Raw genomic sequence first — 26378 nt, 5'->3', positions numbered from 1 at the left:
AAGACAACGATTGAATGAACGTCCAGGTTCCCCGGTTGCTAACAAGGCATCCTGCCGGGTTAAAGGCCCTCCGCTTTCACGGAGGGCAATGGCAACCTTACTCGCCCTGACTTGCCGGAGCTTCCGGTTCGCCTGCAGGCTGAGACTGCTCAGTTGCTTCTTTAATGCTCAGACGTACACGGCCCTGGCGATCAACTTCCAGAACTTTGACCGGTACTTCCTGGCCCATCTGCAGGTAGTCGGTCACTTTCTCTACGCGCTTGTCAGCGATCTGAGAGATGTGTACCAGACCTTCTTTACCGCCACCGATGGCAACGAACGCGCCAAAGTCAACGATACGGGTCACTTTACCATTGTAGATACGGCCAACTTCGATCTCTGCGGTGATCTCTTCGATACGACGGATAGCATATTTCGCTTTCTCACCGTCGGTCGCAGCAATCTTCACGGTACCATCATCTTCGATTTCAATGGTGGTGCCGGTTTCTTCGGTCAGAGCACGGATAACAGAACCGCCTTTACCGATAACATCTTTGATCTTGTCCGGGCTGATCTTGATGGTGTGGATACGCGGAGCGAACTGAGAAATGTCGCCGCGCGGAGCGTTGATCGCTTGTTCCATCACACCCAGGATGTGCAGACGCGCACCTTTAGCCTGGTTCAGAGCAACCTGCATGATTTCTTTGGTGATACCTTCAATTTTGATATCCATCTGCAGTGCAGAGATACCGTCGCGGGAACCCGCCACTTTGAAGTCCATATCGCCCAGGTGGTCTTCGTCGCCCAGGATGTCAGACAGAACAACAAAGTTGTCGCCTTCTTTCACCAGACCCATCGCGATACCCGCAACGGCGGCTTTGATCGGCACACCTGCGTCCATCAGCGCCAGGGAAGCACCACATACGGAAGCCATGGAAGAAGAACCGTTAGATTCGGTGATTTCAGAAACCACACGCACGGTGTACGGGAATTTATCCAGTTCCGGCATTACTGCCAGTACGCCACGCTTCGCCAGACGGCCGTGACCAATCTCACGACGCTTCGGAGAACCGACCATACCGGTTTCACCTACGCAGTACGGAGGGAAGTTGTAGTGGAACAGGAAGTTGTCAGTACGCTCGCCCATCAGTTCGTCGAGGTTCTGCGCATCACGCGTGGTGCCCAGGGTCGCAGTAACCAGCGCCTGAGTTTCGCCACGGGTGAACAGTGCGGAACCGTGGGTACGCGGCAGAACGCCAGTACGCACGTCCAGGCCACGGATCATGTCTTTTTCTCGGCCATCGATGCGCGGCTCGCCTGCCAGTACGCGGCTACGAACAACGTTTTTCTCGATAGCGTGCAGGATTTCACCCAGTTCGTTAGCGTCCAGGGTTTCGTCTTCAGCCACCAGAGTCGCGATGGTTTCAGATTTGATCACGTCAACCTGAGCATAACGCTCTTGTTTGTCAGTGATACGGTAAGCATCGCTCAGACGAGCTTCTGCCAGTGCGGCAACGCGCGCGTTCAGCGCTTCGTTGACGGCTTCTGGCTGCCAGTCCCAACGCGGTTTGCCAGCTTCTTTCGCCAGCTCGTTGATCGCCTGAATCACAACCTGCTGCTGTTCGTGACCGAACACAACAGCGCCCAGCATCTGATCTTCGCTCAGCAGTTCAGCTTCGGATTCAACCATCAGTACGGCTGCTTCAGTACCTGCAACAACCAGGTCCAGCTTGCTTTCTTTCAGTTCGTCCTGAGTCGGGTTCAGTACGTACTGGTCATTGATGTAACCAACACGTGCAGCACCGATCGGGCCGTTGAATGGGATACCAGACAGCGTCAGCGCAGCAGATGCACCAATCATTGCCACGATGTCCGGGTTAACCTGCGGGTTAACGGAAACAACGGTCGCGATAACCTGAACTTCGTTAACGAAGCCTTCCGGGAACAGCGGGCGAACCGGGCGGTCAATCAGACGCGCGATCAGGGTTTCGCCTTCGCTCGGACGGCCTTCACGACGGAAGAAGCTACCCGGGATACGGCCAGCAGCGTAGGTACGCTCCTGATAGTTAACGGTCAGCGGGAAAAAGTCCTGGCCTGGTTTCGCTTTTTTCTGACCAACAACGGTAACGAATACCGCGGTGTCATCCATGCTAACCATAACAGCGGCAGTCGCCTGACGCGCCATCATGCCGGTTTCCAGCGTAACGGTATGCTGACCGTACTGGAATTTACGAACGATCGGATTAAGCAAAATAATATCCTTTCTCTATTTTTTGACGGCACATTTTTGCGCCATCGTTAATACCCGATCTTCTGCGCATCCTCGCGACTAATGACAACCCTAACCCATAAGCATGAGTAAAGCCTCTCATTAGCCGCGCGAACCTCTGCAACGGAAGATCATTCATAGCAACAATACATTAGTTTCCAGCGAATTGCTGCCATCTGCTGGAAAAAAGGGGCCATGAAGGCCCCCTCTTTCTGAAACTCGAAAGAATTAGCGACGCAGGCCCAGACGCTCGATCAGCGCGGTGTAACGTGCAACATCTTTACGTTTCAGGTAGTCGAGCAGTTTACGACGCTGAGAAACCATGCGCAGCAGACCACGACGGCTGTGGTGATCTTTTTTGTGCTCTGCAAAGTGGCCCTGCAGGTGGTTAATCTGTGCAGTCAACAGAGCAACCTGAACATCGGTAGAACCGGTGTCGTTTGCATCACGACCAAACTCAGAAACGATTTTAGCGGTAGCTTCAGTACTTAGAGACATTTTAAAACTCCAAAGTGATAAGAATGAAAGGATGCCGATCTCTAATTCAGCTATCCCAGTGTATACACATCATCCTTCAAACTGACTCTGCGTTGGCTGCGTCCGCTCACCTCAGTCACTTACCTAAGTAAGCACTTGAGGGTTATCAGATGCGCCGCCTTAATGCAGCTCGAATGATTTTGTGTATACGCCACGCAGATTGTTAAACAATTTACGCGACGTTAAGCGGCAGTATTCTACTCGCAGCGCCCTTTTATCGCAAGACAGAGAGCGCTATGCAGGATACTCAACCACCAGGCGGCGGGGGGCGACACGACCTTCATCGTCCATCTCCCCCATGCCAATAAACTTGCCGTCATCGCCTTCCGTCACGCGTACCAGCCCTTCCAGCGGGGCGCCTGTCGTCCGTACCGGATTACCATTTTTAAAGTAAACCGACGATGTTAAAGGCAAATTAACAACAGGATAGTCCGATGCCGGACTGTCCATTGGCATCAGCAAAGGATCAAGCAGCTGAGCCGCCGGAATGTTCTGCTGTTCTGCCTGTTCGACCAGCTCACGCAGGTGTTCCAGCGTGACCATACGATCCACCGGATACTTGCTGACCGTCAGACGACGCAGATACGTTACGTGCGCGCCGCAGCCCAGCTTCTCACCGAGATCGTCAACGATGGTACGAATATAGGTGCCTTTGGAGCAGTGAACTTCCAGCTCCAGTTCGTTACCTTCGTGACGGATAAACAGCAGCTCATAGACGGTAATCGGGCGCGCTTCACGCGGCACTTCAATGCCCTGACGCGCATATTCGTACAGCTTCTTACCCTGATACTTCAGCGCCGAATACATCGACGGAATCTGCTCGATATCGCCGCGGAAAGTCTCCAGCGCGCTCGCCAGTTGTTCTGCGGTGAAGGTTACCGGACGCTCCTGCACGATCTGCCCATCGGCATCGGAAGTGTCAGTACGCTGGCCCAGACGGGCAACCACGCGATAGCGTTTGTCAGAATCCAGCAAATACTGTGAAAACTTTGTCGCTTCACCGAGGCAGATAGGCAGCATACCTGTCGCCAGCGGATCCAACGCGCCGGTATGTCCCGCGCGGTTGGCATTGTAGATGCGCTTTACTTTTTGCAGCACGTCATTGCTGGACATGCCCTGCGGCTTATCCAGCAGCAGGACACCGTGAATATCGCGACCACGACGACGAGGACGACTCATCAGTCCTCCTTGCTGTCGTCCGCTGGGTTCACACGACGCTCATCGTCATGTTTCACCACGCTGGTCACCAGGTTGGACATGCGCATCCCTTCAACCAACGAGTTGTCGTAGAAGAAGGTCAGCTCAGGCACGATACGCAGACGCATTGCTTTACCCAGCAGAGAACGGATAAAACCAGAGGCTTCCTGCAGTGCCTTAATGCCGTTTTTCACAGCAGCTTCGTCCTGATCGTTGAGGAAAGTCACGAATACTTTGGCATATGCCAGATCACGGGACATCTCAACACCCGATACGGTGGTCATCATGCCAACACGCGGGTCTTTGATTTCGCGTTGCAGGATGAGTGCGATTTCTTTCTGCATCTCCTGCGCGACACGCTGTGGGCGACCAAATTCTTTCGCCATAATAAATTCTCCAGACAAAAAAGGGGCATTCAGCCCCTTTTGAAAATAATTCGGTGATTAGGCTGTAGGCCTGATAAGCGTAGAGCCATCAGGCATTACATTGCCGGATGTCGGCGTAAACGCCTTATCCGGCCTACACCCGAACAACCTTAAGCAATTGTACGTTTGATCTCGATGATCTCGAACACTTCGATCATATCGCCAACGCGAACATCGTTGTAGTTCTTAACGCCGATACCACATTCCATACCGTTACGGACTTCGTTAACGTCATCTTTGAAGCGGCGCAGGGATTCCAGCTCGCCTTCATAGATAACCACGTTGTCGCGCAGTACGCGGATTGGGTTGTGACGTTTAATCGTGCCTTCGGTAACCATACAGCCTGCGATAGCGCCGAATTTCGGTGATTTGAACACATCACGAACTTCAGCCAGACCAATGATCTGCTGTTTCAGCTCCGGAGACAGCATGCCGCTCATCGCAGCTTTCACTTCGTCGATCAGATGATAGATGACGGAGTAGTAACGCAGATCCAGGCTTTCTGATTCGATAATTTTACGTGCAGAGGCATCAGCACGTACGTTGAAGCCAACCAGAATCGCGTTGGATGCCGCAGCCAGGGTCGCGTCGGTTTCGGTGATACCACCTACGCCAGAACCGATGATCTTCACTTTTACTTCGTCGGTAGACAGTTTCAGTAAAGAGTCGGAAATCGCTTCTACAGAACCCTGTACGTCAGCCTTCAGCACGATGTTCACTTCGTGAACTTCGCCTTCGGTCATGTTGGCGAACATGTTCTCAAGTTTAGATTTCTGCTGACGAGCCAGTTTAACTTCACGGAATTTGCCCTGACGGTACAGTGCAACTTCACGCGCTTTCTTCTCGTCACGAACAACAGTAACTTCGTCACCCGCAGCCGGAACACCGGACAGACCGAGGATTTCCACCGGAATGGACGGACCTGCTTCCAGTACTTCCTGACCCAGTTCGTTACGCATCGCACGAACGCGGCCGTATTCGAAACCACACAGAACGATATCGCCCTTGTTCAGGGTACCTTCGCGAACCAGGACGGTAGCAACCGGGCCACGACCTTTATCCAGGAAGGATTCGATAACTGCACCGCTCGCCATACCTTTACGCACAGCTTTCAGTTCCAGAACTTCGGCCTGCAGCAGGATAGCATCCAGCAGTTCGTCGATACCGGTACCCGCTTTCGCAGAAACGTGAACGAACTGGCTCTCGCCGCCCCACTCTTCCGGCATGATGCCGTACTGGGACAGTTCGTTTTTAACGCGATCTGGATCCGCTTCCGGTTTATCGATTTTGTTGACTGCAACAACTACCGGCACACCTGCCGCTTTCGCGTGCTGGATAGCTTCGATAGTCTGCGGCATCACGCCGTCGTCTGCTGCAACAACCAGAACAACGATATCCGTTGCCTGAGCACCACGAGCACGCATGGAGGTAAACGCGGCGTGACCCGGGGTGTCCAGGAAGGTGATCATACCGTTGTCAGTTTCAACGTGGTACGCACCGATGTGCTGAGTAATGCCGCCCGCTTCGCCAGAGGCCACTTTCGTTGAACGAATGTAGTCCAGCAGAGACGTTTTACCGTGGTCAACGTGACCCATGATGGTCACTACCGGTGCGCGCGGTTCAGCCGCAGCGCCGGTGTCACGGTCGCTCATTACTGCTTCTTCCAGCTCGTTTTCACGACGCAGGATAACTTTGTGGCCCATCTCTTCGGCAACCAGCTGTGCGGTTTCCTGGTCGATGACCTGGTTGATGGTCGCCATTGCGCCCAGTTTCATCATCGCTTTGATGACCTGAGAGCCTTTGACCGCCATCTTGTTCGCCAGATCGCCAACGGTGATGGTTTCGCCGATCACAACGTCACGGTTAACGGCCTGAGCTGGCTTCTGGAAGCCCTGCTGCAGAGCGGAACCTTTACGCTGCTTACCGCCTTTACCGCCGCGAACCGCTGCACGTGCTTCTTCACGGTCAGCTTTAGATTCAGCGTGTTTGTTACCTTTTTTCGCCGGACGCGCTGCTTTAGTGCTGCGAGTACGACCACGACCGCCTTCAACTTCACGATCGTTCTCGTCTTCAGCCTGGCGAGCATGCTGAGAGGTGGTGACGTGATAATCACTGGTGTCTTCGACAGGTTCAGCGTTATTCACACCATTTTTCTCGTTTTCTTCCGCCATACGGCGAGCTTCTTCCGCTACGCGGCGCGCTTCTTCTTCAAGCTTGCGACGTGCTTCTTCTTCCGCTTTACGCTTCAGTTCTGCGGCTTCATTTTCACGGCGGGCTTTTTCGGCCTGGGCGGTTTTAGTCATATCGTCGGTCTGTTGATTGCTCACTTTGTCTTTTTCCGCAGCTTCACGTTTCGCTTTATCAGCGGCTTCACGCTTAGCTTGTTCTGCGGCCTCACGTTCGGCTTTTTGTTGCGCCTCGCGTTTGGCAGCTTCTTCTGCCTCACGACGGGCTTGCTCTTCCGCTTCACGCTGCGCCTGCTCTTCCGCGGCAAGGCGTTCAGCCTCTTGCGGATCGCGTTTCACAAAGGTGCGTGTCTTGCGGACTTCGATTTGTACCGATTTGCTTTTTCCACCGGTACCTGGAATATTGAGAGTACTGCGCGTTTTACGCTGCAATGTCAACTTATCCGGCGCTGAGCCGTTTTCACGGTTCAAATGCGCCAGTAAGGTTTGTTTCTCTTGTGCGGACACAGAGTCGTCAGCAGACTTCGGAATACCGGCATCAGCAAATTGCTGTACCAGGCGATCTACGGAAGTCTGTATCTCTGCAGCCAGCGTTTTTACGGTTACATCTGTCATACTGTTCCTTCCTGCTACAGTTTATTACGCTTCGTCGCCGAACCAGCAAATATTACGGGCAGCCATAATCAGCTCACCGGCTTTTTCGTCGGTCAACCCTTCGATATCAGCCAGATCATCAATGCCCTGTTCAGCGAGATCTTCCAGCGTACAAACACCACGGGCCGCCAGTTTGAAGGCCATCTCACGATCCAATCCTTCCAGATTCAGCAGATCGTCAGCCGGTTTGTTATCACCGAGGCTTTCTTCCTGGGCCAGTGCCAGAGTGGTCAGTGCGTTTTTAGCACGCTCGCGCAGCGCTTCAACGGTCTGTTCATCCAGGCCGTCAATTTCCAGCAGTTCTTTCATTGGCACGTAGGCCAGTTCTTCCAGCGTCGCAAAACCTTCTTCCACCAGAACGGTCGCGAAATCTTCATCGATATCGAGATATTTGGTGAAGGTATCGATGGCTGCATGTGCTTCAGCCTGATGCTTCGCTTGCAGGTCATCAACGGTCATCACGTTGAGTTCCCAACCGCTCAGTTGTGAAGCCAGGCGGACGTTCTGACCATTACGTCCAATCGCCTGAGCCAGGTTACCGGCTTCAACCGCGATATCCATGGTGTGTTTGTCTTCATCCACCACGATAGAAGCGACGTCTGCTGGCGCCATTGCGTTAATCACGAACTGCGCCGGGTTATCATCCCACAGGACGATATCGATACGCTCGCCGCCCAGTTCGGTAGAAACCGCCTGAACGCGCGCACCGCGCATACCAACACAGGCGCCGACCGGATCAATACGCTTGTCGTTGGTCTTAACGGCGATTTTCGCACGCGATCCCGGATCGCGAGCAGCCGCTTTAATTTCGATAACTTCTTCGCCGATTTCCGGCACTTCAATGCGGAACAGCTCAATCAGCATTTCCGGCTTGGAACGGGTTACGAACAGCTGTGCACCGCGCGCTTCCGGGCGAACTGAGTACAGAACGCCACGAATACGGTCACCAGGGCGGAAGTTTTCACGCGGCAGCATGTCTTCACGCAGGATTACAGCTTCAGCATTACTGCCCAGATCCAGAGAAATGTTGTCGCGGTTTACTTTCTTCACCACACCGGTGACGATTTCGCCTTCGTGTTCGCGGAACTGATCAACAACCATTGCGCGTTCAGCTTCACGTACTTTCTGTACGATAACCTGCTTCGCGGTCTGGGTAGTGATACGGTCAAAGGTGACAGATTCAATCTGATCTTCAACATATTCGCCCACGTTCAGACTTTCGTCTTCGAAGCGTGCCGCTTCCAGCGTAATTTCTTTGGTCGGCTGAGTAACTTCTTCTACGATTACCCAACGACGGAAGGTATCGAAATCACCGCTTTTACGATCGATTTCTACGCGAACGTCGATCTCTTGCTCATATTTTTTCTTTGTTGCTGTAGCCAGCGCACTTTCCAGCGCTTCAAAAATTTTCTCGCGTGGCAGCGCTTTTTCGTTGGATACGGCTTCAACAACAGCCAAAATTTCTTTGTTCATCGCGGGCTTTTCACCTCAATCCAGACTGTTAAAAGTGGGGAACCAGGTTCGCCTTCTGGATATTACTCAGCGCGAACACTTCATCTTTGCCTTCGACTGTGACCGTGATCATCTCACCGTCCACCGCTTTGATAACGCCCTGCCATTTACGACGGTTTTGTACCGCCATACGAAGAACCAGCGTGACTTCTTCACCCAGGAAACGCACGTAGTGTTCAGCTGTGAACAGAGGACGGTCGAGACCCGGAGAGGAGACTTCAAGGTTATAGGCAACGGTGATTGGGTCTTCGACATCCATCACGGCGCTTACCTGATGGCTCACATCAGCACAATCATCAACATTGATGCCATCTTCACTATCAATATAGATGCGCAGTGTGGATGTGCGACCACGAATAAATTCGATGCCGACCAGTTCGTAGCCCAGGGCTTCAACTGGCGCTGTAATCATCTCTGTTAATTTTTGCTCTAATGTGGACAAGCCCACCCCCAAGACATAAAAAAAGGGCCTAAAGCCCAGTTATTCTGTAGTCAGATAACAAAAAACCCCGATAAATCGGGGCTTTAGATAACTGAACCCTATAACCGCACCTGCGGTTCGGAGAACCTTCCGAAAGAATTTTTTTCAAATCCAGCTACGAAGGCCTAAGTCTTCACAGTATATTTGAAAAAGAACTCTAAGGGAAAGTGGTTGCGGGGGCCGGATTTGAACCGACGACCTTCGGGTTATGAGCCCGACGAGCTACCAGGCTGCTCCACCCCGCGCCTGAAACGTGGCAAATTTTACTCGTTTTGGGTAAAAAATGCAAATACTGCTGGGATTTGGTACCGAGGACGGGACGTAAAATCTGCGCACAGTATATTGATTCACTATGCGTTATGTCAACCTTGTTACGACTATGCAAATCAATGAATGCTGCCCAGCGCTAACCCAGCAAGATAAATATGCCGCCCACGCCGTTATTTAACGAAATTATCACTAAACTCTTCCTGTCATCCAGAAAAGATGATTAAATGAAAACTCATTTATTTTGCATAAAAATGCAATTGGTATAATAAGCCGACCTCTTCACCAGTCTATCAAGCAGGGTTTTATTTTATGACGACGATTCTCAAGCATCTCCCGGTAGGTCAACGTATTGGTATCGCTTTTTCCGGCGGCCTGGACACCAGTGCAGCACTGCTGTGGATGCGACAAAAAGGGGCTGTCCCATATGCATATACTGCGAATTTGGGTCAGCCGGATGAGGATGACTATGACGCCATTCCTCGCCGTGCAATGGAATATGGTGCTGAGAATGCTCGCCTGGTAGATTGCCGTAAGCAGCTGGTTGCCGAAGGGATCGCTGCCATTCAGTGCGGTGCATTCCACAACACCACTGGCGGACTGACCTATTTCAATACCACCCCGCTGGGCCGTGCCGTGACCGGCACCATGCTGGTTGCCGCAATGAAAGAAGATGGTGTAAACATCTGGGGCGACGGTAGCACCTATAAAGGTAACGATATTGAACGTTTCTATCGTTACGGTCTGCTGACCAACGCCGAACTGCAGATTTACAAACCATGGCTGGATACCGATTTTATCGATGAACTCGGCGGTCGCCATGAGATGTCCGAATTTATGATTGCCTGTGGTTTCGACTACAAAATGTCCGTTGAGAAAGCCTACTCCACTGACTCCAACATGCTCGGTGCGACCCACGAAGCTAAAGACCTTGAGTTCCTGAACTCCAGCGTCAAGATTGTTAACCCGATTATGGGCGTCAAATTCTGGGACGAAAACGTCAAAATTCCTGCGGAAGAAGTTACCGTTCGTTTTGAACAGGGTCATCCGGTTGCTCTGAACGGTAAAACCTTCAGCGACGACGTTGAGATGATGCTGGAAGCCAACCGTATCGGCGGCCGTCACGGTCTGGGTATGAGCGATCAGATTGAAAACCGAATCATTGAAGCGAAGAGCCGTGGCATCTACGAAGCCCCGGGGATGGCATTGCTGCATATCGCCTACGAACGTCTGCTGACCGGTATTCACAACGAGGATACCATCGAGCAGTATCACGCGCACGGTCGCCAGCTTGGTCGTCTGCTGTATCAGGGCCGCTGGTTCGACTCTCAGGCGCTGATGCTGCGTGACGGTCTGCAGCGTTGGGTTGCCAGCCAGATTACCGGCGAAGTCACGCTGGAACTGCGTCGTGGTAATGACTACTCAATCCTCAACACCGTGTCTGACAATCTGACGTACAAACCAGAACGTCTGACGATGGAAAAAGGCGACTCCGTATTCTCTCCGGACGATCGTATCGGTCAGTTGACCATGCGTAATCTGGATATCACCGATACCCGCGAGAAGCTGTTTGGTTATGCACAATCTGGCTTGCTGACCGCCTCTTCCGCAACCGGCCTGCCGCAGGTTGAGAATCTGGAAAATAAGGCGAAGTAAAGATTCACTATCTTAAGGCCGCGCAAGCGGCCTTTTTTATGCGCGGAATAGAGGGTGTCTGTAGGTCGGATAAGGCGTTTACGCCGCCATCCGACATTATTACAACGCCTGATGATGCTACGCTTATCCGACCTACAGACAGCCATAAATAACAGACGAAAAAAAAGACGCTTTGCAGCGTCTTTTTTTTGGAATTTGGTACCGAGGATGGGACTCGAACCCACAAGCCCGTTAGGGCACTACCACCTCAAGGTAGCGTGTCTACCAATTCCACCACCTCGGTACAGAATACTTAGCGTGGGATATCGCTGGTCGGCTGAGCCGGAGCAGCTGGCTGAGTTTGCTCGGTTTTCGCCGGTGCGCTCAGATTTTCCCACTCACTTCCTTTATTGGTCTTATTGCTGTTCATGTTACCCAACACCAGACTGATGATGAAGAACAAGGTTCCCAATACAGCTGTCATACGGGTCATGAAGTTACCAGAACCACTTGAACCAAACAGAGTACCAGAAGCGCCTGCGCCAAAAGAGGCTCCCATATCAGCGCCTTTGCCTTGCTGCAGCATGATCAAGCCTACCAGGCCAATTGCCACAATAAGGAAAACTACTAAAAGAGCTTCGTGCATAATCAACCTGTTCCTTGCGGAGTTGCCGCGTACAATGCTTCGACCATTAAAGCGGGAATATTTACTGTTTCCCACTGAAGCGGGTGTGAATACTAACCAAAGCGAATAACCTTCGCAAGGGCAATTTGTTAGCATTGTATCAACTGCGGAAAAAATCGCCATATCAATCAAAAACGAAGCAACTTCTCCCAGCATCTCTGCATAACGGCACGTTGATCTTCAAGATTCGCCCATACCACAACGGGGATTTCACAAATCAGGTCTGTATTTTCTGGCCAGCAGTGAATAATTTGCTGATTCACCAACTCTTCCGCCACCATCGATTCAGGTAACCAGGCCACTCCCATATGGCGCAGTACCATTTCTCGTATCGTTTCGCTTAAACCACTCTCAAATACTTTTTTTAGCCGTGGGCGGACGCGTTGTTCTGCCGACTCAATAATACGTCTGACAAAGGTGTAGTCGCTGTAGCATAGCCACGGAATCGGAGCATGCGGATCATTAAGCGCATCAGCCAACTGGGCTGAAATAACCGGTATAAATCGCTCATACCGCCATAGGGAACGTTTTAACCCTCCAGCGATCTCCAGCCCAGGCTGCGCGGACGGTAAATCGTAGGTCACCAGCAAATCAATTTGCCGGTTCATCAGGGCATTGAAGTGGTTGTCTATCCCCTGGATACTGGCGTTTACCGTAAAGTTTAACTGCGGCTCACTCTGTCGCAGGTAGTTGATCATATCCGGCAGGATATTCACCGACAGCGTATGCAGGCTGACCATCACCAGCGTGTTATCCGTTGCTGGCGTCATCGCCGACAGCTCATGACGTGCCTCTGTTAACGTGCTGAGGACATGCCGGGCATAAGGCTCAAAGCGTTCACCATAGCGCGTCAGCGTGACGGGGGTCGTTGTCCGGTCAAACAAAGGTACGCCCAACACCTCTTCCAGCGCCTTTATACGCCGACTCAACGCAGGTTGAGTAATATGCCGCTGCGCCGCGGCCTGAGAGTAGTTTCCATGCTGGCTCAAGGCCAGAAAATCTTCCAGCCACTTACAATCCACGTTGTGCTCTCCGCCATGCCATAACCGCATCCTCCAATAACAAATCGGTAATAGTCATAGTTATAGTAATGGCTTTATGGTGGGCATCATAACAACAATATTTCGTTTCACCTGCCGACTCTCACCCTCGACGTTTGACAGGACCGCTATGTTTACTTTATTGACCAATGCCCGTGTTTTTTCTCCTGAGGATTTAGGCCTCTGCTCCCTGCTCATTCATGCCGACCGAATTGTGGCGGTAGAAAAAGATATTTCATTGTTTGATGGCATCAACGAGGTCATCGATTGTCGGGGTAAATGGGTTATCCCTGGTATCATCGATCAGCATGTTCATCTTACCGGTGGCGGTGGTGAAGCCGGATTTGCCAGTCGGACGCCCGCCGTCAAGCTGCGCGATCTGATTCAGGCAGGTATTACCACGGTGGTTGGCGTGTTAGGCACCGATGCCATTTCTCGTTCACCCAAAGACCTCTACGCTAAAATGCAGTCTCTCAACCTTGAGGGATTACGCGCGTTTATGCACACGGGAGCCTACGCCGTTCCCAGCCCAACTATTACGAGATCCATCCGCGATGATATGGCCTTCATTCCGGCAATTCTTGGTGTAAAAATCGCCCTCGCCGATCACCGTGGCTCTTACCCCTCTTTCCAGGAGTTGCTGAGGATAGTGAGCGATATTCGCGTCGCTTCCCTGCTGGCAGGGAAAAAAGGCTTGCTGCATGTGCACCTGGGGAATCTGCCGGAAGGGATGTCGCAACTTATTGAGCTGTGTGATGCGGGTATTCCGATTCACCATATTTCACCGACGCATGTTGCGAGAACTGAGCCCTTGTTCGAACAGGCAATTGCTTTTGCCCATCGCGGCGGCCATATCGATGTTACGTCAGGTGGCAGTCGTTTTATGCCTCAGGAGCAAGCGATTCTCCACGCACTCGAAGCACAGGTTCCGGCGGAGCGCATCACGATCAGTTCTGACGGCAATGGCAGCGTTCCGCGCTTTAACGCTCAGGGTATCGTTGAAGGTTTAAGCGCAGCACCGGTCGCAGGCAATCTTAACCTGCTTCCTCGCCTGATTGATGTCGGGATTCCGGTGCAACAGGCCATCGCGATGCTGACGGCAAACGTTGCGCGCTCGCTGGGTATTTCCGGGGGCGTGCTCTGCGCCGGAGAACGTGCTGATATCTGTGTACTCAATGATGACCTCTCGCTGGCCCATCTGTTTGCCGCGGGTAAACCGTTGCTGCGGGATGGCGAGTGCCTGGTTACCGGCAACTTCGAGTAAGGGGGCAAGAATGTCGTTACTACTGGCGCTAATCGCCATCATTTTTGCCGGACGTCTAATCCTCAAAAAATATCACCCCCAGTCGGTACTGTTATTGACCGGGATTGTGCTGTTGCTTATCGCGCATTTTAGCGGAATGACCTCACTCAGTGGCCTGGTGAAAAAGAGCACTGGATTTGGCCCCTTTGACGCCTTTGAGTTTATTCGCGATACCCTGAGCGTGCGTCTCGGCGGCCTCGGTCTGCAAATTATGCTGATTGGTGGTTTTGCCACCTATATGTCGGCCATTGGCGCAAGCCAGGTACTGGTTCGGGTGACATCTCGTCCTTTGCAACGCCTGAACTCGCCTTATCTGCTGCTGGGGCTGGCACTGCTACTGGGTCAATTCCTGTCGCTGTTTATCAGCAGCGCCACCGGATTGGGTCTGCTGTTGATGGCGACGCTTTACCCATTGCTTACCCGTCTTGGCTGTAGCCGCGCCGCGGTTGCCGCCGTTATCGCCAGTACCTGTGCGGTTGAGTTTGGCCCCGGTTCCGGCAACTCTGTTCTCGCCGCCAAAACTGCAGGCATCGAGGTCGTGAACTATTTCGTGCAGGGTCAGTTGCCGATCGTTGTACCCGTCATTCTTTTCATCGCCCTACTGCATATTGTTGTGCAACGCTTTTTTGACCGTCGGGAAAGTGGCGACAATGCAACTCAGCAAATGCAGACATTAACGGCGACTGATGAAGCCGACGCACCTATCGCCTGGCTGTTTCTGCCCATGCTGCCGCTGGTATTGATGCTGGTGTGCAGCGATTTAGTATTCAGCTCACTCAAGATCACCCTGGATACCGCCGTACTGATAAGCCTCGCTATTACGCTGGTTTGTGAGTACTGCCGTCATCGCAAGGCGCGCGAGGTGATGGCTGGCGTACAAAAGGTTTTCGACAGCATGGGCAGCGTTTTTGCCACCGTCGTGACACTGATTATCGCCGGTGAAGTCTTTTCCGCCGGACTGAAAGCCATTGGTGCCGTTGACGCACTGTTGTCGCTTTCCGGTGAATTTGGCCTCAGCGCCGCCTCTATTATCCTGCTGATGACCCTGATCACCTTCGCAATTTCAGCGCTGATGGGCTCCGGGAATGCGGCATTTTTCTCCTTCGCACCCATGGTGCCGGACATCAGCCGTCATATCGGCAGCGATATCGCTGTCATGATGTTGCCTATCCAGATCTCTGCGGGTATTGGTCGTACGTTATCGCCCATCGCCGGCGTAATCATTGCTATCGCAGGGATTGCAGGTGTCTCGCCTGTGGATATTGTTAAGCGTACCGCGATTCCGATGCTGGGCGGTTGGCTACTGATGATTGCGCTAACCTTTGCCCGGTCCGGGCATCTGCTGGCGGTTCTGCCGTGGCTGGCAGCCCTTGTGCTACTGATGGTCGGTGGTTACTTCTGGCAGCGCCGACGTAAACAGCCGCTTGCCGTACAGTAAAAAAAAAGCCGGAGTCTCAGACTCCGGCTTTCACTTTCTTCGGAATTACGCCGCTTTCACAGCATCGGCAATACGGTGGGCGAATTCAGTCACCTGCGCTTCGTCTTCACCTTCAACCATCACACGAATTAACGGTTCGGTACCAGACTTACGCAGCAGGACGCGTCCACGGTTACCCAGCGCCGCTTCCACTTCCGCCATCACCGCTTTCACGTTTTCATGTTCCAGCGGATCGCCGCTACCTGCTGTATATCGTACGTTAACCAGCAGCTGTGGGAACATTTTCATGCCGCTGCACAGGTCGTGCAAGCTCATATGGTTGCGCACCATCGCCGCCAGCACCTGCAGGCCCGCCACGATGCCGTCACCAGTGGTGGTTTTGTCCAGCAGGATCACATGACCAGAGTTTTCGGCACCGATACGCCAGCCTTTTTCCTGCATTTTTTCCAGCACATAACGGTCGCCAACTTTTGCACGGGCAAACGGAATACCCAGCTGTTTCAGCGCCAGCTCGAGGCCCATGTTGCTCATCAGCGTACCTACCGCGCCACCGCGCAGCTGACCCTGACGCAGGGCTTCACGGGCGATGATGTACATGATCTGATCGCCATCGACCTTATTACCTTCGTGGTCAACCATAATGACGCGGTCGCCATCGCCATCCAGCGCAATACCCAGATCGGCTTTTTCCGCAATCACGCGCGCCTGCAGGGCACGGACGTCGGTGGCACCGACTTCTTCATTGATATTCACACCGTTTGGCTCACAGCCAATGGCAATCACGTTTGCACCCAGTTCACGCAGTACATTTGGCGCAATGTGGTACGTCGCACCGTTAGCGCAATCCACCACAATTTTAAGCTCATTCAGGCTCAATTCGTTCGGGAAGGTGCCTTTGCAAAACTCGATATAGCGACCGGCAGCATCAACGATACGTGTGGCTTTACCCAGTTCAGCGGAATCCACGCAGGTGATCGCTTTTTCCATCTCGGCTTCAATGGCTTCTTCCACTGCATCCGGCAGTTTAGTCCCGTCGGTAGAGAAGAATTTAATCCCGTTGTCATAGTACGGATTGTGCGAAGCGGAGATAACAATCCCGGCCTCAGCACGGAAGGCGCGCGTCAGATACGCAACGGCGGGTGTTGGCATTGGCCCTGTGAATGAGGCTGAGAGTCCGGCGGCAGCCAGACCGGCTTCCAGCGCAGACTCCAGCATATAGCCGGAAATACGCGTATCTTTACCGATAATAATTTTACGTGAACCATGACGAGCAAGCACTTTCCCTGCAGCCCAGCCCAGCTTGAGCACAAAGTCAGGAGTAATTGGGGCATCGCCTACGCGGCCGCGGATCCCATCAGTGCCAAAATATTTACGATTACTCATAGCGTTTTTTTTCCTTTGCAGACAATGTGGCTTCCACCACACGCATCGCTTCTACGGTTTCTTTGACGTCATGGACACGAACGATCTGCGCCCCCTGCATTGCGGCAATCACCGCGCACGCAAGGCTACCGCTCAGGCGTTCAGATGGCCCCACATTCAGTAACTGGCCAACCATTGATTTTCGTGACATCCCAACCAGCAATGGCAGATTAAAATGATGAAACTCAGACAAACGTGCCAGTAATGTGTAGTTGTGAGTGAGATTTTTACCGAATCCGAATCCGGGGTCGAGCAACAATTTATCTTTTGTGATTCCAGCCCGCTCGCAACGTGCTATTTGCTCAACAAAGTAACGGTTTACCTCAGCAAAAACATCCTCATACTTTGGCGCTTCCTGCATGGTTTTCGGCTGCCCCTGCATATGCATCAGGCAAACCGGCAATCCGGTCTCCGCTGCGGCTTCCAGCGCTCCAGGCTCCGAGAGCGAGCGAATATCATTGATGATATGCGCGCCAACTCTGGCGCATTCGCGAATCACTTCGGGTTTTGAGGTATCGACCGAAATCCACACTTCAAAACGCTGAGCAATCGCCTCGACCACTGGGATCACTCGCTGCAACTCTTCTTCCACACTCACATCAGCCGCGCCCGGACGCGTGGACTCACCGCCCACATCAATGATAGTCGCCCCGGCGTTAATCATCAGGTTTGCGTGTTTTACCGCCTCAACCAGAGAGTTGTGCGCTCCGCCATCGGAAAAAGAATCTGGCGTGACGTTCAAAATCCCCATGACGTGCGGATGGCTGAGATCCAGTGAAGAACCCTGAGCAAAGAGTTTCATAGTTTTATCCCTGGTAAAATCTTGAATATGCAGATAAGAAAAACCCCGGAGCAAGCCCCAGGGTTTTCAATTAAAACACGGTCATCATCGACGATAACTTATTTGTCGCCCAGTTGCTCTGACATAGTGCCAGAGTCCGGCGCACGCGGTTCATCAACCGGACGCGGTGCACTCGGCTTGCCGGTGCTGCCAGAGTTGTTATTAGAAGAACCCGGTTCTTCCCAACCCGCTGGCGGACGCACATCGCGGCGAGCCATCAGATCGTCAATCTGCGGCGCATCGATAGTCTCATATTTCATGAGCGCATCTTTCATCGAGTGCAGAATGTCCATGTTTTCGTTCAGCAAACGACGTGCACGGTCATAGTTACGCTCAATCAGCAGTTTAACTTCCTGATCGATAATGCGAGCGGTTTCATCGGACATGTGTTTCGCTTTCGCTACAGAACGTCCCAGGAACACTTCGCCTTCTTCTTCAGCGTACAGCAACGGACCGAGTTTATCGGAGAAGCCCCACTGAGTAACCATGTTACGCGCCAGGTTAGTCGCGACTTTAATGTCGTTCGACGCACCGGTAGAAACATGTTCAGCACCGTAGATGATCTCTTCCGCCAGACGGCCACCGTACAGTGTGGAGATCTGACTTTCCAGTTTCTGACGGCTGGCGCTGATTGCGTCGCCTTCAGGCAGGAAGAAGGTCACACCCAGCGCACGACCGCGCGGGATAATCGTTACTTTGTGCACCGGATCGTGTTCCGGTACCAGGCGACCGATAATCGCGTGGCCAGCTTCGTGATACGCGGTAGATTCTTTCTGCGCTTCCGTCATCACCATGGAGCGACGTTCCGCACCCATCATGATTTTGTCTTTCGCTTTTTCGAACTCAACCATCGACACTACGCGCTTGTTGCCACGAGCAGCAAACAGCGCCGCTTCGTTCACCAGGTTCGCGAGGTCCGCACCGGAGAAGCCAGGCGTGCCACGTGCAATGATTGCCGCATCGATATCCGGAGACAGCGGTACGCGACGCATATGCACTTTCAGGATCTGTTCACGACCGCGAACGTCTGGCAGACCAACCACAACCTGACGGTCGAAACGGCCTGGACGCAGCAGCGCAGGGTCAAGAACGTCTGGACGGTTAGTTGCTGCGATAACGATAATACCTTCGTTACCTTCGAAGCCGTCCATCTCAACCAGCATCTGGTTCAGCGTCTGTTCACGTTCATCGTGACCACCGCCCAGACCTGCGCCACGCTGGCGACCTACGGCGTCGATTTCATCGATGAAGATGATGCACGGTGCCGCTTTCTTGGCTTGTTCGAACATGTCACGCACACGAGATGCACCGACACCCACGAACATTTCCACGAAATCAGAACCGGAAATTGTGAAGAATGGAACCTTCGCTTCACCTGCGATAGCTTTCGCCAGCAGGGTTTTACCCGTACCCGGAGGACCAACCATCAGGACGCCTTTCGGGATTTTACCGCCCAGTTTCTGGAAACGGCTCGGTTCGCGCAGATACTCAACCAGCTCAGCGACTTCTTCTTTTGCTTCGTCACAACCCGCAACGTCAGCAAAAGTCGTTTTGATCTGATCTTCCGTCAGCATGCGCGCTTTGCTCTTGCCGAACGACATGGCACCTTTGCCACCACCGCCCTGCATCTGACGCATGAAGAAGATCCAGACACCAATCAGCAGCAGCATTGGGAACCAGGAAATGAAGATAGAAGCCAGCAGGCTCGGCTCTTCAGGTGGTTCGCCAACAACCTTGACGTTTTTGGTCAGCAGGTTATCAAGCAGCTTCGGATCGTTAACCGGGATGTAGGTCGTGTAACGGTTACTATCTTTCTTGGTAACGTTAATCTCACGTCCGTTGATCTTCGCTTCACGAACCTGGTCCTGATTGACCTCTTGCAGGAAGGTAGAGTAATCAACCTTACGGCCATTAGACTCGCTGGGCCCAAAGCTCTGGAATACTGACATCAGCACAACGGCAATGACCAGCCAGAGAATTAGGTTTTTCGCCATGTCACTCAAGGGATTAACCTCATATTACAACTGTGTTAAAAACAGCGTCAGGATACTCTATATCCAGTTTCTTTCAAACTTTCGTTTGAAATCTGCCGGTTATGGTTTACGCCCGGTCGCTACAATATACACTTCACGCGAACGGGCGCGAGAAGAGTCCGGCTTACGAACTTTGACCTTCGTAAACAGGGAGCGAATCTCTCTTAGATACTCATCGAAGCCTTCGCCCTGGAACACCTTCACTACAAAACTACCACCTGGCGCTAATACATCACGAGCCATTCCAAGCGCCAGCTCTACCAGATACATGGCCCGGGGAATATCCACCGCCGGTGTTCCACACATATTTGGCGCCATATCAGACATGACAACTTGTACTTTACTGTCACCTACGCGTTCAAGTAACGCTTTCAGGACTAATTCATCACGAAAGTCGCCCTGAAGGAAGTCCACACCAACGATTGGATCCATAGGTAAAAGATCGCAAGCGATAATGCGGCCGGTGTTGCCGATCTGCGTAACTGCATATTGCGACCAGCCACCGGGTGCAGCACCGAGATCAACTATCGTCATCCCCGGTTTAAAAATTTTGTCACTTTGCTGTATTTCATCAAGTTTAAACCAGGCACGGGAACGTAACCCCTTTTTCTGTGCCTGTTGAACATATTTATCGCTAAAGTGTTCCTGAAGCCAGCGACTCGAGCTGGCAGAACGCTTTTTACCTGTCATTTCACATTCCCAAAGGGCAGTTCATCGTAACCAATGGTGTAAATTTCTACACAGCTATTTGGTGATATATGGGAGATGGCGGTAGAATGACCCGTTTTCAATCCCAACGTAAGCAAAAATATACGATGAATCTGAGTACTAAACAAAAACAGCACCTGAAAGGTCTGGCACATCCGCTCAAGCCTGTAGTTATGCTTGGCAACAATGGTTTGACCGAAGGGGTACTGGCCGAGATTGAACAAGCGTTAGAGCACCATGAACTTATCAAGGTGAAAATCGCCTCGGAAGATCGCGATACTAAAACCTTGATCGTGGAAGCTATCGTACGCGAAACCGGCGCCTGCAATGTACAGGTCATCGGCAAAACGCTGGTACTGTATCGCCCGACTAAAGAACGTAAAATCTCGCTGCCACGCTAAGAATATCCCAAAGTTGCACACGAAGTTTGTGTAAAACGCGGGGTTTTCCGCTAGCAGGAGAGCAAAATGCCACGCTCTCTTCGTTGATAAAAGGCCGCTATGCGGCCTTTTTCCTTTCTTTACAATGTATCAACATCTTAACCAAGATGCGAATTACAGGTATTCTACCTTCGTCACTTCATATTCCACTTCGCCGCCCGGCGTTTTGATAACCACGACGTCATCCTGCTCTTTACCGATAAGGCCACGAGCGATAGGCGAGTTCACTGAAATCAGGTTCTGTTTAAAATCGGCTTCATCATCGCCGACAATACGCCATGTCTGCTCTTCATCGTTATCGAGATTCAGAACGGTAACCGTCGCACCGAAAACAACGCGGCCATTGTTCGGCATTTTAGTAACGTCGATTACCTGCGCGTTGGACAGTTTAGCTTCGATATCTTTAATGCGTCCTTCGCAGAAACCCTGCTGTTCGCGCGCCGCGTGATACTCCGCGTTCTCTTTCAGGTCACCGTGCTCACGCGCTTCAGCGATAGCGGCAATAATTTCAGGACGGCGCACAGATTTCAGAAAATCCAGCTCTTCGCGCAGTTTTTCAGCACCACGTAAGGTCATCGGGATAGCTTGCATTTGTTATACCTCTTGAACATTCCTGTAGGGGGTAGTTGCTCTCACCCCGGCTGCTAAGCCCACCCTGGCGTGTGTCATGCCAGAGTCAGAAGCAAAAAAATACCGACCCGGGGCTCAAGGTCCCAGGTCAGCTACAATTCTCTATTTGATGATCATTTTACCCTGGAGTTCCTTATGGGTCATCGTTTACTTTTTGGGGCGTTGCGCCGTAGTATGACGGCCTGTTTCCAGGTTGTTAGCGCGAGATTATGCGATTTTCCAGATTTACCATCGGATTGACTGCCAGTATAGCGTTCAGCGTTCAGGCTGCGAACGTCGACGAGTATATCAATCAGCTCCCTGCCGGGGCCAACCTCGCCCTTATGGTACAGAAGGTTGGCGCACCTGCACCCGCTATTGATTTTCATAGCCAGCAGATGGCGCTGCCCGCCAGCACCCAGAAAGTAATCACCGCGCTGGCGGCATTGATTCAGCTCGGGCCTGACTTTCGTTTTACCACCACGCTTGAGACCAAAGGCAGCGTGGAAGGCGGCGTATTGAAAGGTGACTTAGTGGCACGATTTGGTGCCGATCCGACGCTAAAACGCCAGGATATTCGCAATATGGTGGCAACCCTGAAAAAATCAGGTGTGACGCAAATTGCCGGAAATGTCCTGATCGACACCTCTATTTTTGCCAGTCATGATAAAGCGCCCGGTTGGCCCTGGAACGATATGACGCAGTGTTTTAGCGCACCGCCCGCAGCGGCTATTGTCGATAGAAACTGTTTCTCGGTTTCACTCTACAGCGCGCAAAAACCCAACGATCTCGCCTTTATTCGCGTGGCATCTTATTACCCGGTCACCATGTTCAGTCAGGTGCGTACCCTCGCCCGAGGTTCTGCGGAAGCGCAATATTGTGAACTGGATGTGGTTCCCGGCGATCTCAACCGCTATACGCTGACCGGATGCCTGCCACAACGAGCCGATCCGCTGCCGCTGGCGTTCGCCATTCAGGACGGTGCCAGCTATGCCGGGGCAATTATCAAAGATGAGCTAAAACAAGCAGGTATCACCTACAGCGGTACGCTGCTGCGCCAGACGTTGGTCAACGAACCGGGAACGGTGGTCGCCAGTAAACAGTCTGCGCCGCTACATGACCTGCTTAAGATTATGCTGAAAAAATCGGACAACATGATTGCCGATACCGTTTTCCGTATGATTGGTCATGCCCGGTTTAACGTGCCGGGCACCTGGCGGGCGGGTTCTGATGCCGTGCGCCAGATTTTACGTCAGCAGGCAGGCGTTGATATCGGCAACACCATTATTGCCGACGGTTCTGGCCTCTCCCGCCATAACCTGATTGCCCCAGCGACCATGATGCAGGTGCTGCAATATATCGCTCAACACGATAACGAGCTGAACTTTATCACTATGCTGCCGCTGGCGGGCCACGACGGCTCCTTGCAATACCGTGCGGGTCTGCATCAGGCTGGTGTGGATGGCAAAGTATCGGCGAAGACTGGCTCGCTGCAGGGGGTTTATAACCTCGCAGGTTTCATCACCACGGCAAGTGGCCAACGCATGGCATTCGTGCAGTATTTATCTGGTTATGCGGTAGAGCCAGCTGACCAGCGTAATCGCCGTATTCCGTTGGTGCGCTTCGAGAGCCGGTTGTACAAGGATATTTATCAGAACAACTAAATGGGTAATTTGATTGTCGGATGGCGGCATTAACGTGCCTTATCCGGCCTACAGAGAGGCCTGGAAACAAAAACCCCGGTAACATGGCCGGGGTTTTTAATGCGATTAACGCTTGTAGATGAACTCAACGCCTTCTTCGTCGTCTTCGTCCCAATCGTCATCCCAGTCATCTTCCGCTTCGTCTTCGACTTCAGCGAGCTGCTGGCGGTGATAATCATCCCACATGAACTCAACTTTCTCTGGCTGTTTCGCTTCTTCAGCCTGAACAATCGGGTTCTCAATGATAAAGGTCATCACATCCCAGCAGAGATCTTTCACGCCCAGCTGGCTGGCGGCAGAGATCAGGTAATATTTACCTTCCCAACTCAACGCTTCGGCGATCGCTTTCGCTTTCTCTTCCGCTTCAGCCTTGTCCATCAAATCAATTTTGTTGAACACTAACCAGCGCGGTTTAGATGCCAAATCCTGACTGTATTTTTCCAGTTCGCCAATAATGATACGGGCGTTTTCAACTGGATCAGAGCCATCAATCGGATCGATATCGATGAGGTGAAGCAGTACACGGCAACGTTCCAGGTGTTTCAGGAAGCGGATACCCAGGCCTGCGCCTTCAGCCGCGCCTTCAATCAGTCCCGGAATGTCGGCAACCACGAAGCTCTTTTCGTTGTTCATACGAACCACGCCCAGGCTCGGCACCAGGGTGGTAAACGGATAATCAGCGACTTTCGGCTTCGCCGCGGACACCGCACGGATAAACGTCGATTTCCCGGCGTTTGGCATGCCCAGCATACCCACGTCCGCCAGCAGCATCAGCTCCAGCATCAGATCGCGCTTATCACCCGGCGTACCCATTGTTTTCTGACGCGGAGTACGGTTAACCGAGGATTTGAAACGGGTGTTGCCCAGACCGTGCCAGCCACCTTTAGCGACCATCAGACGCTGACCGTGTTTGGTCATGTCGCCCATGGTTTCGCCCGTGCCCTGATCGATAACACGCGTACCAACAGGTACTTTAATGGTAACGTCTTTGCCACGCTTACCGGTGCAATCACGGCTCGCGCCATTCTGACCACGTTCCGCACGGAATGATTTTTCAAAACGGTAATCGATCAGCGTGTTCAGGTTTTCGTCGGCTTCCAGCCAAACGTCACCACCGTCACCACCATCACCACCGTCCGGACCGCCTTTTGGGATGTACTTTTCGCGGCGGAAGCTGACGCAACCATTACCGCCATCACCTGCAACGACCAGAATCGATGCTTCATCAACAAACTTCATTTTACTCTCCGTAAATCATTCGCCTGAGCGGGGTTGCGAAACCACCGTTTCATGCTTACGTAAACCGCCCCAAATTCGATGACCAATGGCGGAATACATCGCGCCCGCAACCACGATAAACGCACCGAGATAACCTAATAGGTTTAGCATCGGTCTGGCGAAGAAATCGGGCCAGGCCAGTGATAATAAATCTGAAAATAACAATGTAAACAGCGGCGTGAGCGTGATAAGAGCGCTCACCTGCGCCGCCTGCCAACGCGCCATCGCTTCCGCGAGAGCGCCATATCCTACCAGCGTATTCAGGCCGCAGAATACCAGGCATGCCAGCTGCCAGTCGCTGAGTTGCGTGATGACACCAGGTTTAGCCAGCGGCAACAACGCAATCGTACATAAAGTGTACAGTAAAAACAGGATCTGCGGTGATGCCAGGCGGCGCAATAACACCTTTTGCGCGACCCCATAGCTCACCCAGACCATCGCCGCACCGACACCAAAGATAACGCCCCAGGTGTAATCGGTGAGTCGGGTAAAAATTTCGATCAGACTGGTATTAAAAAACAGAACCAGGCCGCTCAGAAGCATAATGGCGCCAATAACCTGCGTGCCGCGCATCTTTTCTTTCAGGATAAAGACGCTGGCGATCATCATACCAACCGGTGACAGCTGGCCGATAACCTGCGAAGCCGTTGGGCTCAAATACTGCAAGGATGAACTAAACAGAATGAAGTTACCGAACAGCCCACCGGTTGCGATAGCCAGCAACACCAGCCAGCGCGCTTTGCGAAAAATACGCAGCGGAGGGAGCTTTTTTTTAACCGCAAGAATAGCGCCAAGGCCAACGCTTGCCATTAAAAAACGGTAGAATACCACGGTAGGAGGCTCCATCACCTCCAGCACTTGCTTCATTGCTATTGGCAAAGCGCCCCAACATACTGCCGTTGTGAGTGCTAACAGAATACCAATGCCTGCCTGCTGCTTCATGCCGTATTCCCTGCAAGGGCTCGTTTCCGGGTTGTCGGCGCGACGAGCGTATTTACCGGCCGTCGAATGTAAAAAGCCCCGCAACGTGTTGCGGGGCTTTTATCCGTTACCGGGACGCGAAAAACTTATTCAGCAACGATGCTGATGAATTTACGGTTTTTCGGGCCTTTCACTTCAAATTTCACTTTACCGTCTGCTTTAGCAAACAGAGTGTGGTCTTTGCCGCAACCAACGTTGGAGCCAGCGTGGAATTTAGTACCACGTTGACGAACGATGATGCTACCAGCCAGAACTGTTTCACCGCCGAAGCGTTTTACGCCCAGACGTTTAGCTTCTGAATCGCGACCGTTACGAGTCGAGCCGCCAGCCTTTTTATGTGCCATTTAATCTGCTCCCCTTAACTTAAGCGCTGATGCCAGTGATTTTCACATCAGTGAACCACTGACGATGGCCCTGCTGCTTACGGTAGTGTTTACGACGACGAAACTTAACAATTTTAACTTTCTCGCCACGACCGTGAGCAACGACTTCAGCTTTGATAACGCCGCCATCAACGAAAGGAACGCCGATTTTGACTTCTTCACCGTTTGCGATCATCAGAACTTCTGCGAATTCAACAGATTCGCCAGTTGCGATGTCCAGCTTTTCCAGGCGAACGGTCTGACCTTCGCTTACTCGGTGTTGTTTACCACCACTTTGGAAAACCGCGTACATAAAAAACTCCGCTTCCGCACACACCTTTTTGATGATTCAGAGTGCGCTATAAATATTCACAATAGGGCGCGAATATTACG

The 26378-nt window shown here is 52.3% G+C and carries 23 protein-coding genes and 2 tRNA genes; 5 read left to right on the top strand and 20 right to left on the bottom strand.

What is annotated here, in order from left to right; translation table 11 throughout:
- Positions 1–97 precede the first annotated feature (97 nt).
- The 8 genes from pnp to OGX89_RS01590 form a co-directional block, all read right to left on the bottom strand.
- Positions 98–2230 carry a polyribonucleotide nucleotidyltransferase gene (pnp, locus tag OGX89_RS01625; protein WP_008785911.1) on the bottom strand — a complete coding sequence of 711 codons (2133 nt, stop codon included), beginning with the start codon at positions 2228–2230 and terminating at the stop codon, positions 98–100.
- Positions 2231–2476: 246 nt separating this feature from the next.
- Positions 2477–2746 (bottom strand): 30S ribosomal protein S15, encoded by a 270-nt coding sequence (gene rpsO, locus OGX89_RS01620; protein ID WP_000059465.1) that lies wholly within the window; start codon positions 2744–2746, stop codon positions 2477–2479.
- Positions 2747–3019: 273 nt separating this feature from the next.
- Positions 3020–3964, bottom strand: a complete 945-nt coding sequence (gene truB / locus OGX89_RS01615; RefSeq protein WP_003828704.1) for a tRNA pseudouridine(55) synthase TruB — start codon at positions 3962–3964, stop codon at positions 3020–3022.
- A complete protein-coding gene (gene rbfA, locus OGX89_RS01610; RefSeq protein ID WP_003024988.1) occupies positions 3964–4368 on the bottom strand; it encodes a 30S ribosome-binding factor RbfA in 405 nt (134 codons plus the stop codon). Before rbfA ends, truB begins: the two co-directional genes overlap by 1 nt.
- Before the next feature lie 149 nt (positions 4369–4517).
- Entirely contained in the window at positions 4518–7208 is a 2691-nt protein-coding gene (gene infB, locus OGX89_RS01605; protein ID WP_126956978.1) for a translation initiation factor IF-2, read from the bottom strand.
- Positions 7209–7232: 24 nt separating this feature from the next.
- On the bottom strand, positions 7233–8720 hold the full coding sequence (nusA, locus tag OGX89_RS01600; RefSeq protein ID WP_003024992.1) for a transcription termination factor NusA: 1488 nt from the start codon (positions 8718–8720) through the stop codon (positions 7233–7235).
- 28 nt (positions 8721–8748) lie between these two features.
- A complete protein-coding gene (gene rimP, locus OGX89_RS01595) occupies positions 8749–9201 on the bottom strand; it encodes a ribosome maturation factor RimP (protein ID WP_003024996.1) in 453 nt (150 codons plus the stop codon).
- A 207-nt stretch (positions 9202–9408) separates the two neighbouring features.
- Positions 9409–9485: transfer RNA gene (locus OGX89_RS01590), tRNA-Met, on the bottom strand.
- A gap of 334 nt (positions 9486–9819) precedes the next feature.
- Between OGX89_RS01590 and argG the strand changes: the two genes are divergently transcribed.
- The gene (argG, locus tag OGX89_RS01585; RefSeq protein ID WP_003828714.1) at positions 9820–11163 is read left to right on the top strand and encodes an argininosuccinate synthase; all 1344 of its coding nucleotides are present in this window, start codon (positions 9820–9822) and stop codon (positions 11161–11163) included.
- Between the two features lie 196 nt (positions 11164–11359).
- On the opposite strand, the gene OGX89_RS01580 is transcribed toward argG, so the two are convergent.
- The 3 genes from OGX89_RS01580 to OGX89_RS01570 all read right to left on the bottom strand — a co-directional run bounded on the left by OGX89_RS01580 (position 11360) and on the right by OGX89_RS01570 (position 12849).
- Positions 11360–11446: transfer RNA gene (locus OGX89_RS01580), tRNA-Leu, on the bottom strand.
- A gap of 9 nt (positions 11447–11455) precedes the next feature.
- On the bottom strand, positions 11456–11788 hold the full coding sequence (gene secG / locus OGX89_RS01575) for a preprotein translocase subunit SecG (RefSeq protein ID WP_003025000.1): 333 nt from the start codon (positions 11786–11788) through the stop codon (positions 11456–11458).
- A 167-nt stretch (positions 11789–11955) separates the two neighbouring features.
- Positions 11956–12849, bottom strand: a complete 894-nt coding sequence (locus OGX89_RS01570) for a LysR family transcriptional regulator (RefSeq protein ID WP_003828716.1) — start codon at positions 12847–12849, stop codon at positions 11956–11958.
- Between the two features lie 148 nt (positions 12850–12997).
- Here OGX89_RS01570 and iadA point away from each other — a divergent pair, with 148 nt between their 5' ends.
- On the top strand, positions 12998–14131 hold the full coding sequence (iadA, locus tag OGX89_RS01565; protein WP_003828718.1) for a beta-aspartyl-peptidase: 1134 nt from the start codon (positions 12998–13000) through the stop codon (positions 14129–14131).
- Between the two features lie 10 nt (positions 14132–14141).
- Positions 14142–15608 (top strand): C4-dicarboxylate transporter DcuC, encoded by a 1467-nt coding sequence (gene dcuC, locus OGX89_RS01560; protein ID WP_126956976.1) that lies wholly within the window; start codon positions 14142–14144, stop codon positions 15606–15608.
- 45 nt (positions 15609–15653) lie between these two features.
- Here dcuC and glmM read toward each other — a convergent pair whose 3' ends face one another.
- From glmM to rlmE, 4 genes are all read right to left on the bottom strand, one after another.
- Positions 15654–16991: a phosphoglucosamine mutase gene (gene glmM / locus OGX89_RS01555; RefSeq protein WP_008785919.1), complete on the bottom strand. Its 1338-nt coding sequence runs from the start codon at positions 16989–16991 to the stop codon at positions 15654–15656.
- A complete protein-coding gene (gene folP / locus OGX89_RS01550) occupies positions 16984–17832 on the bottom strand; it encodes a dihydropteroate synthase (RefSeq protein WP_048225717.1) in 849 nt (282 codons plus the stop codon). The genes glmM and folP overlap by 8 nt, the downstream gene beginning before the upstream one ends.
- A 98-nt stretch (positions 17833–17930) precedes the next feature.
- Positions 17931–19865, bottom strand: coding sequence for an ATP-dependent zinc metalloprotease FtsH (gene ftsH / locus OGX89_RS01545; protein ID WP_003025013.1), 1935 nt, complete (start codon positions 19863–19865; stop codon positions 17931–17933).
- Positions 19866–19964: 99 nt separating this feature from the next.
- Positions 19965–20594, bottom strand: a complete 630-nt coding sequence (gene rlmE, locus OGX89_RS01540; protein WP_003025015.1) for a 23S rRNA (uridine(2552)-2'-O)-methyltransferase RlmE — start codon at positions 20592–20594, stop codon at positions 19965–19967.
- Between the two features lie 125 nt (positions 20595–20719).
- Between rlmE and yhbY the strand changes: the two genes are divergently transcribed.
- Positions 20720–21013 carry a ribosome assembly RNA-binding protein YhbY gene (gene yhbY / locus OGX89_RS01535; protein ID WP_003025016.1) on the top strand — a complete coding sequence of 98 codons (294 nt, stop codon included), beginning with the start codon at positions 20720–20722 and terminating at the stop codon, positions 21011–21013.
- Positions 21014–21166: 153 nt separating this feature from the next.
- Here the strand turns inward: yhbY and greA are convergent, their stop codons facing one another.
- Complete coding sequence (gene greA, locus OGX89_RS01530; RefSeq protein WP_003025019.1) at positions 21167–21643, bottom strand: transcription elongation factor GreA; 477 nt, start codon at positions 21641–21643, stop codon at positions 21167–21169.
- A 248-nt stretch (positions 21644–21891) separates the two neighbouring features.
- Here greA and dacB point away from each other — a divergent pair, with 248 nt between their 5' ends.
- Positions 21892–23325 carry a serine-type D-Ala-D-Ala carboxypeptidase gene (dacB, locus tag OGX89_RS01525; protein WP_032945109.1) on the top strand — a complete coding sequence of 478 codons (1434 nt, stop codon included), beginning with the start codon at positions 21892–21894 and terminating at the stop codon, positions 23323–23325.
- Between the two features lie 105 nt (positions 23326–23430).
- Here the strand turns inward: dacB and cgtA are convergent, their stop codons facing one another.
- The 4 genes from cgtA to rplU all read right to left on the bottom strand — a co-directional run bounded on the left by cgtA (position 23431) and on the right by rplU (position 26298).
- On the bottom strand, positions 23431–24603 hold the full coding sequence (gene cgtA / locus OGX89_RS01520; RefSeq protein WP_126956974.1) for an Obg family GTPase CgtA: 1173 nt from the start codon (positions 24601–24603) through the stop codon (positions 23431–23433).
- 15 nt (positions 24604–24618) lie between these two features.
- On the bottom strand, positions 24619–25584 hold the full coding sequence (locus OGX89_RS01515; RefSeq protein WP_032945110.1) for a DMT family transporter: 966 nt from the start codon (positions 25582–25584) through the stop codon (positions 24619–24621).
- 125 nt (positions 25585–25709) lie between these two features.
- Positions 25710–25967, bottom strand: a complete 258-nt coding sequence (gene rpmA, locus OGX89_RS01510; protein WP_003025030.1) for a 50S ribosomal protein L27 — start codon at positions 25965–25967, stop codon at positions 25710–25712.
- 19 nt (positions 25968–25986) lie between these two features.
- Positions 25987–26298: a 50S ribosomal protein L21 gene (rplU, locus tag OGX89_RS01505; RefSeq protein ID WP_003025032.1), complete on the bottom strand. Its 312-nt coding sequence runs from the start codon at positions 26296–26298 to the stop codon at positions 25987–25989.
- Positions 26299–26378: the final 80 nt, after the last annotated feature.

Origin of the sequence: Citrobacter sp. Cpo103 (assembly GCF_030332605.1) — a bacterium.
GTDB classification, from domain to species: domain Bacteria; phylum Pseudomonadota; class Gammaproteobacteria; order Enterobacterales; family Enterobacteriaceae; genus Citrobacter; species Citrobacter portucalensis.
This window is presented reverse-complemented; position numbering and strand designations above follow the sequence as displayed.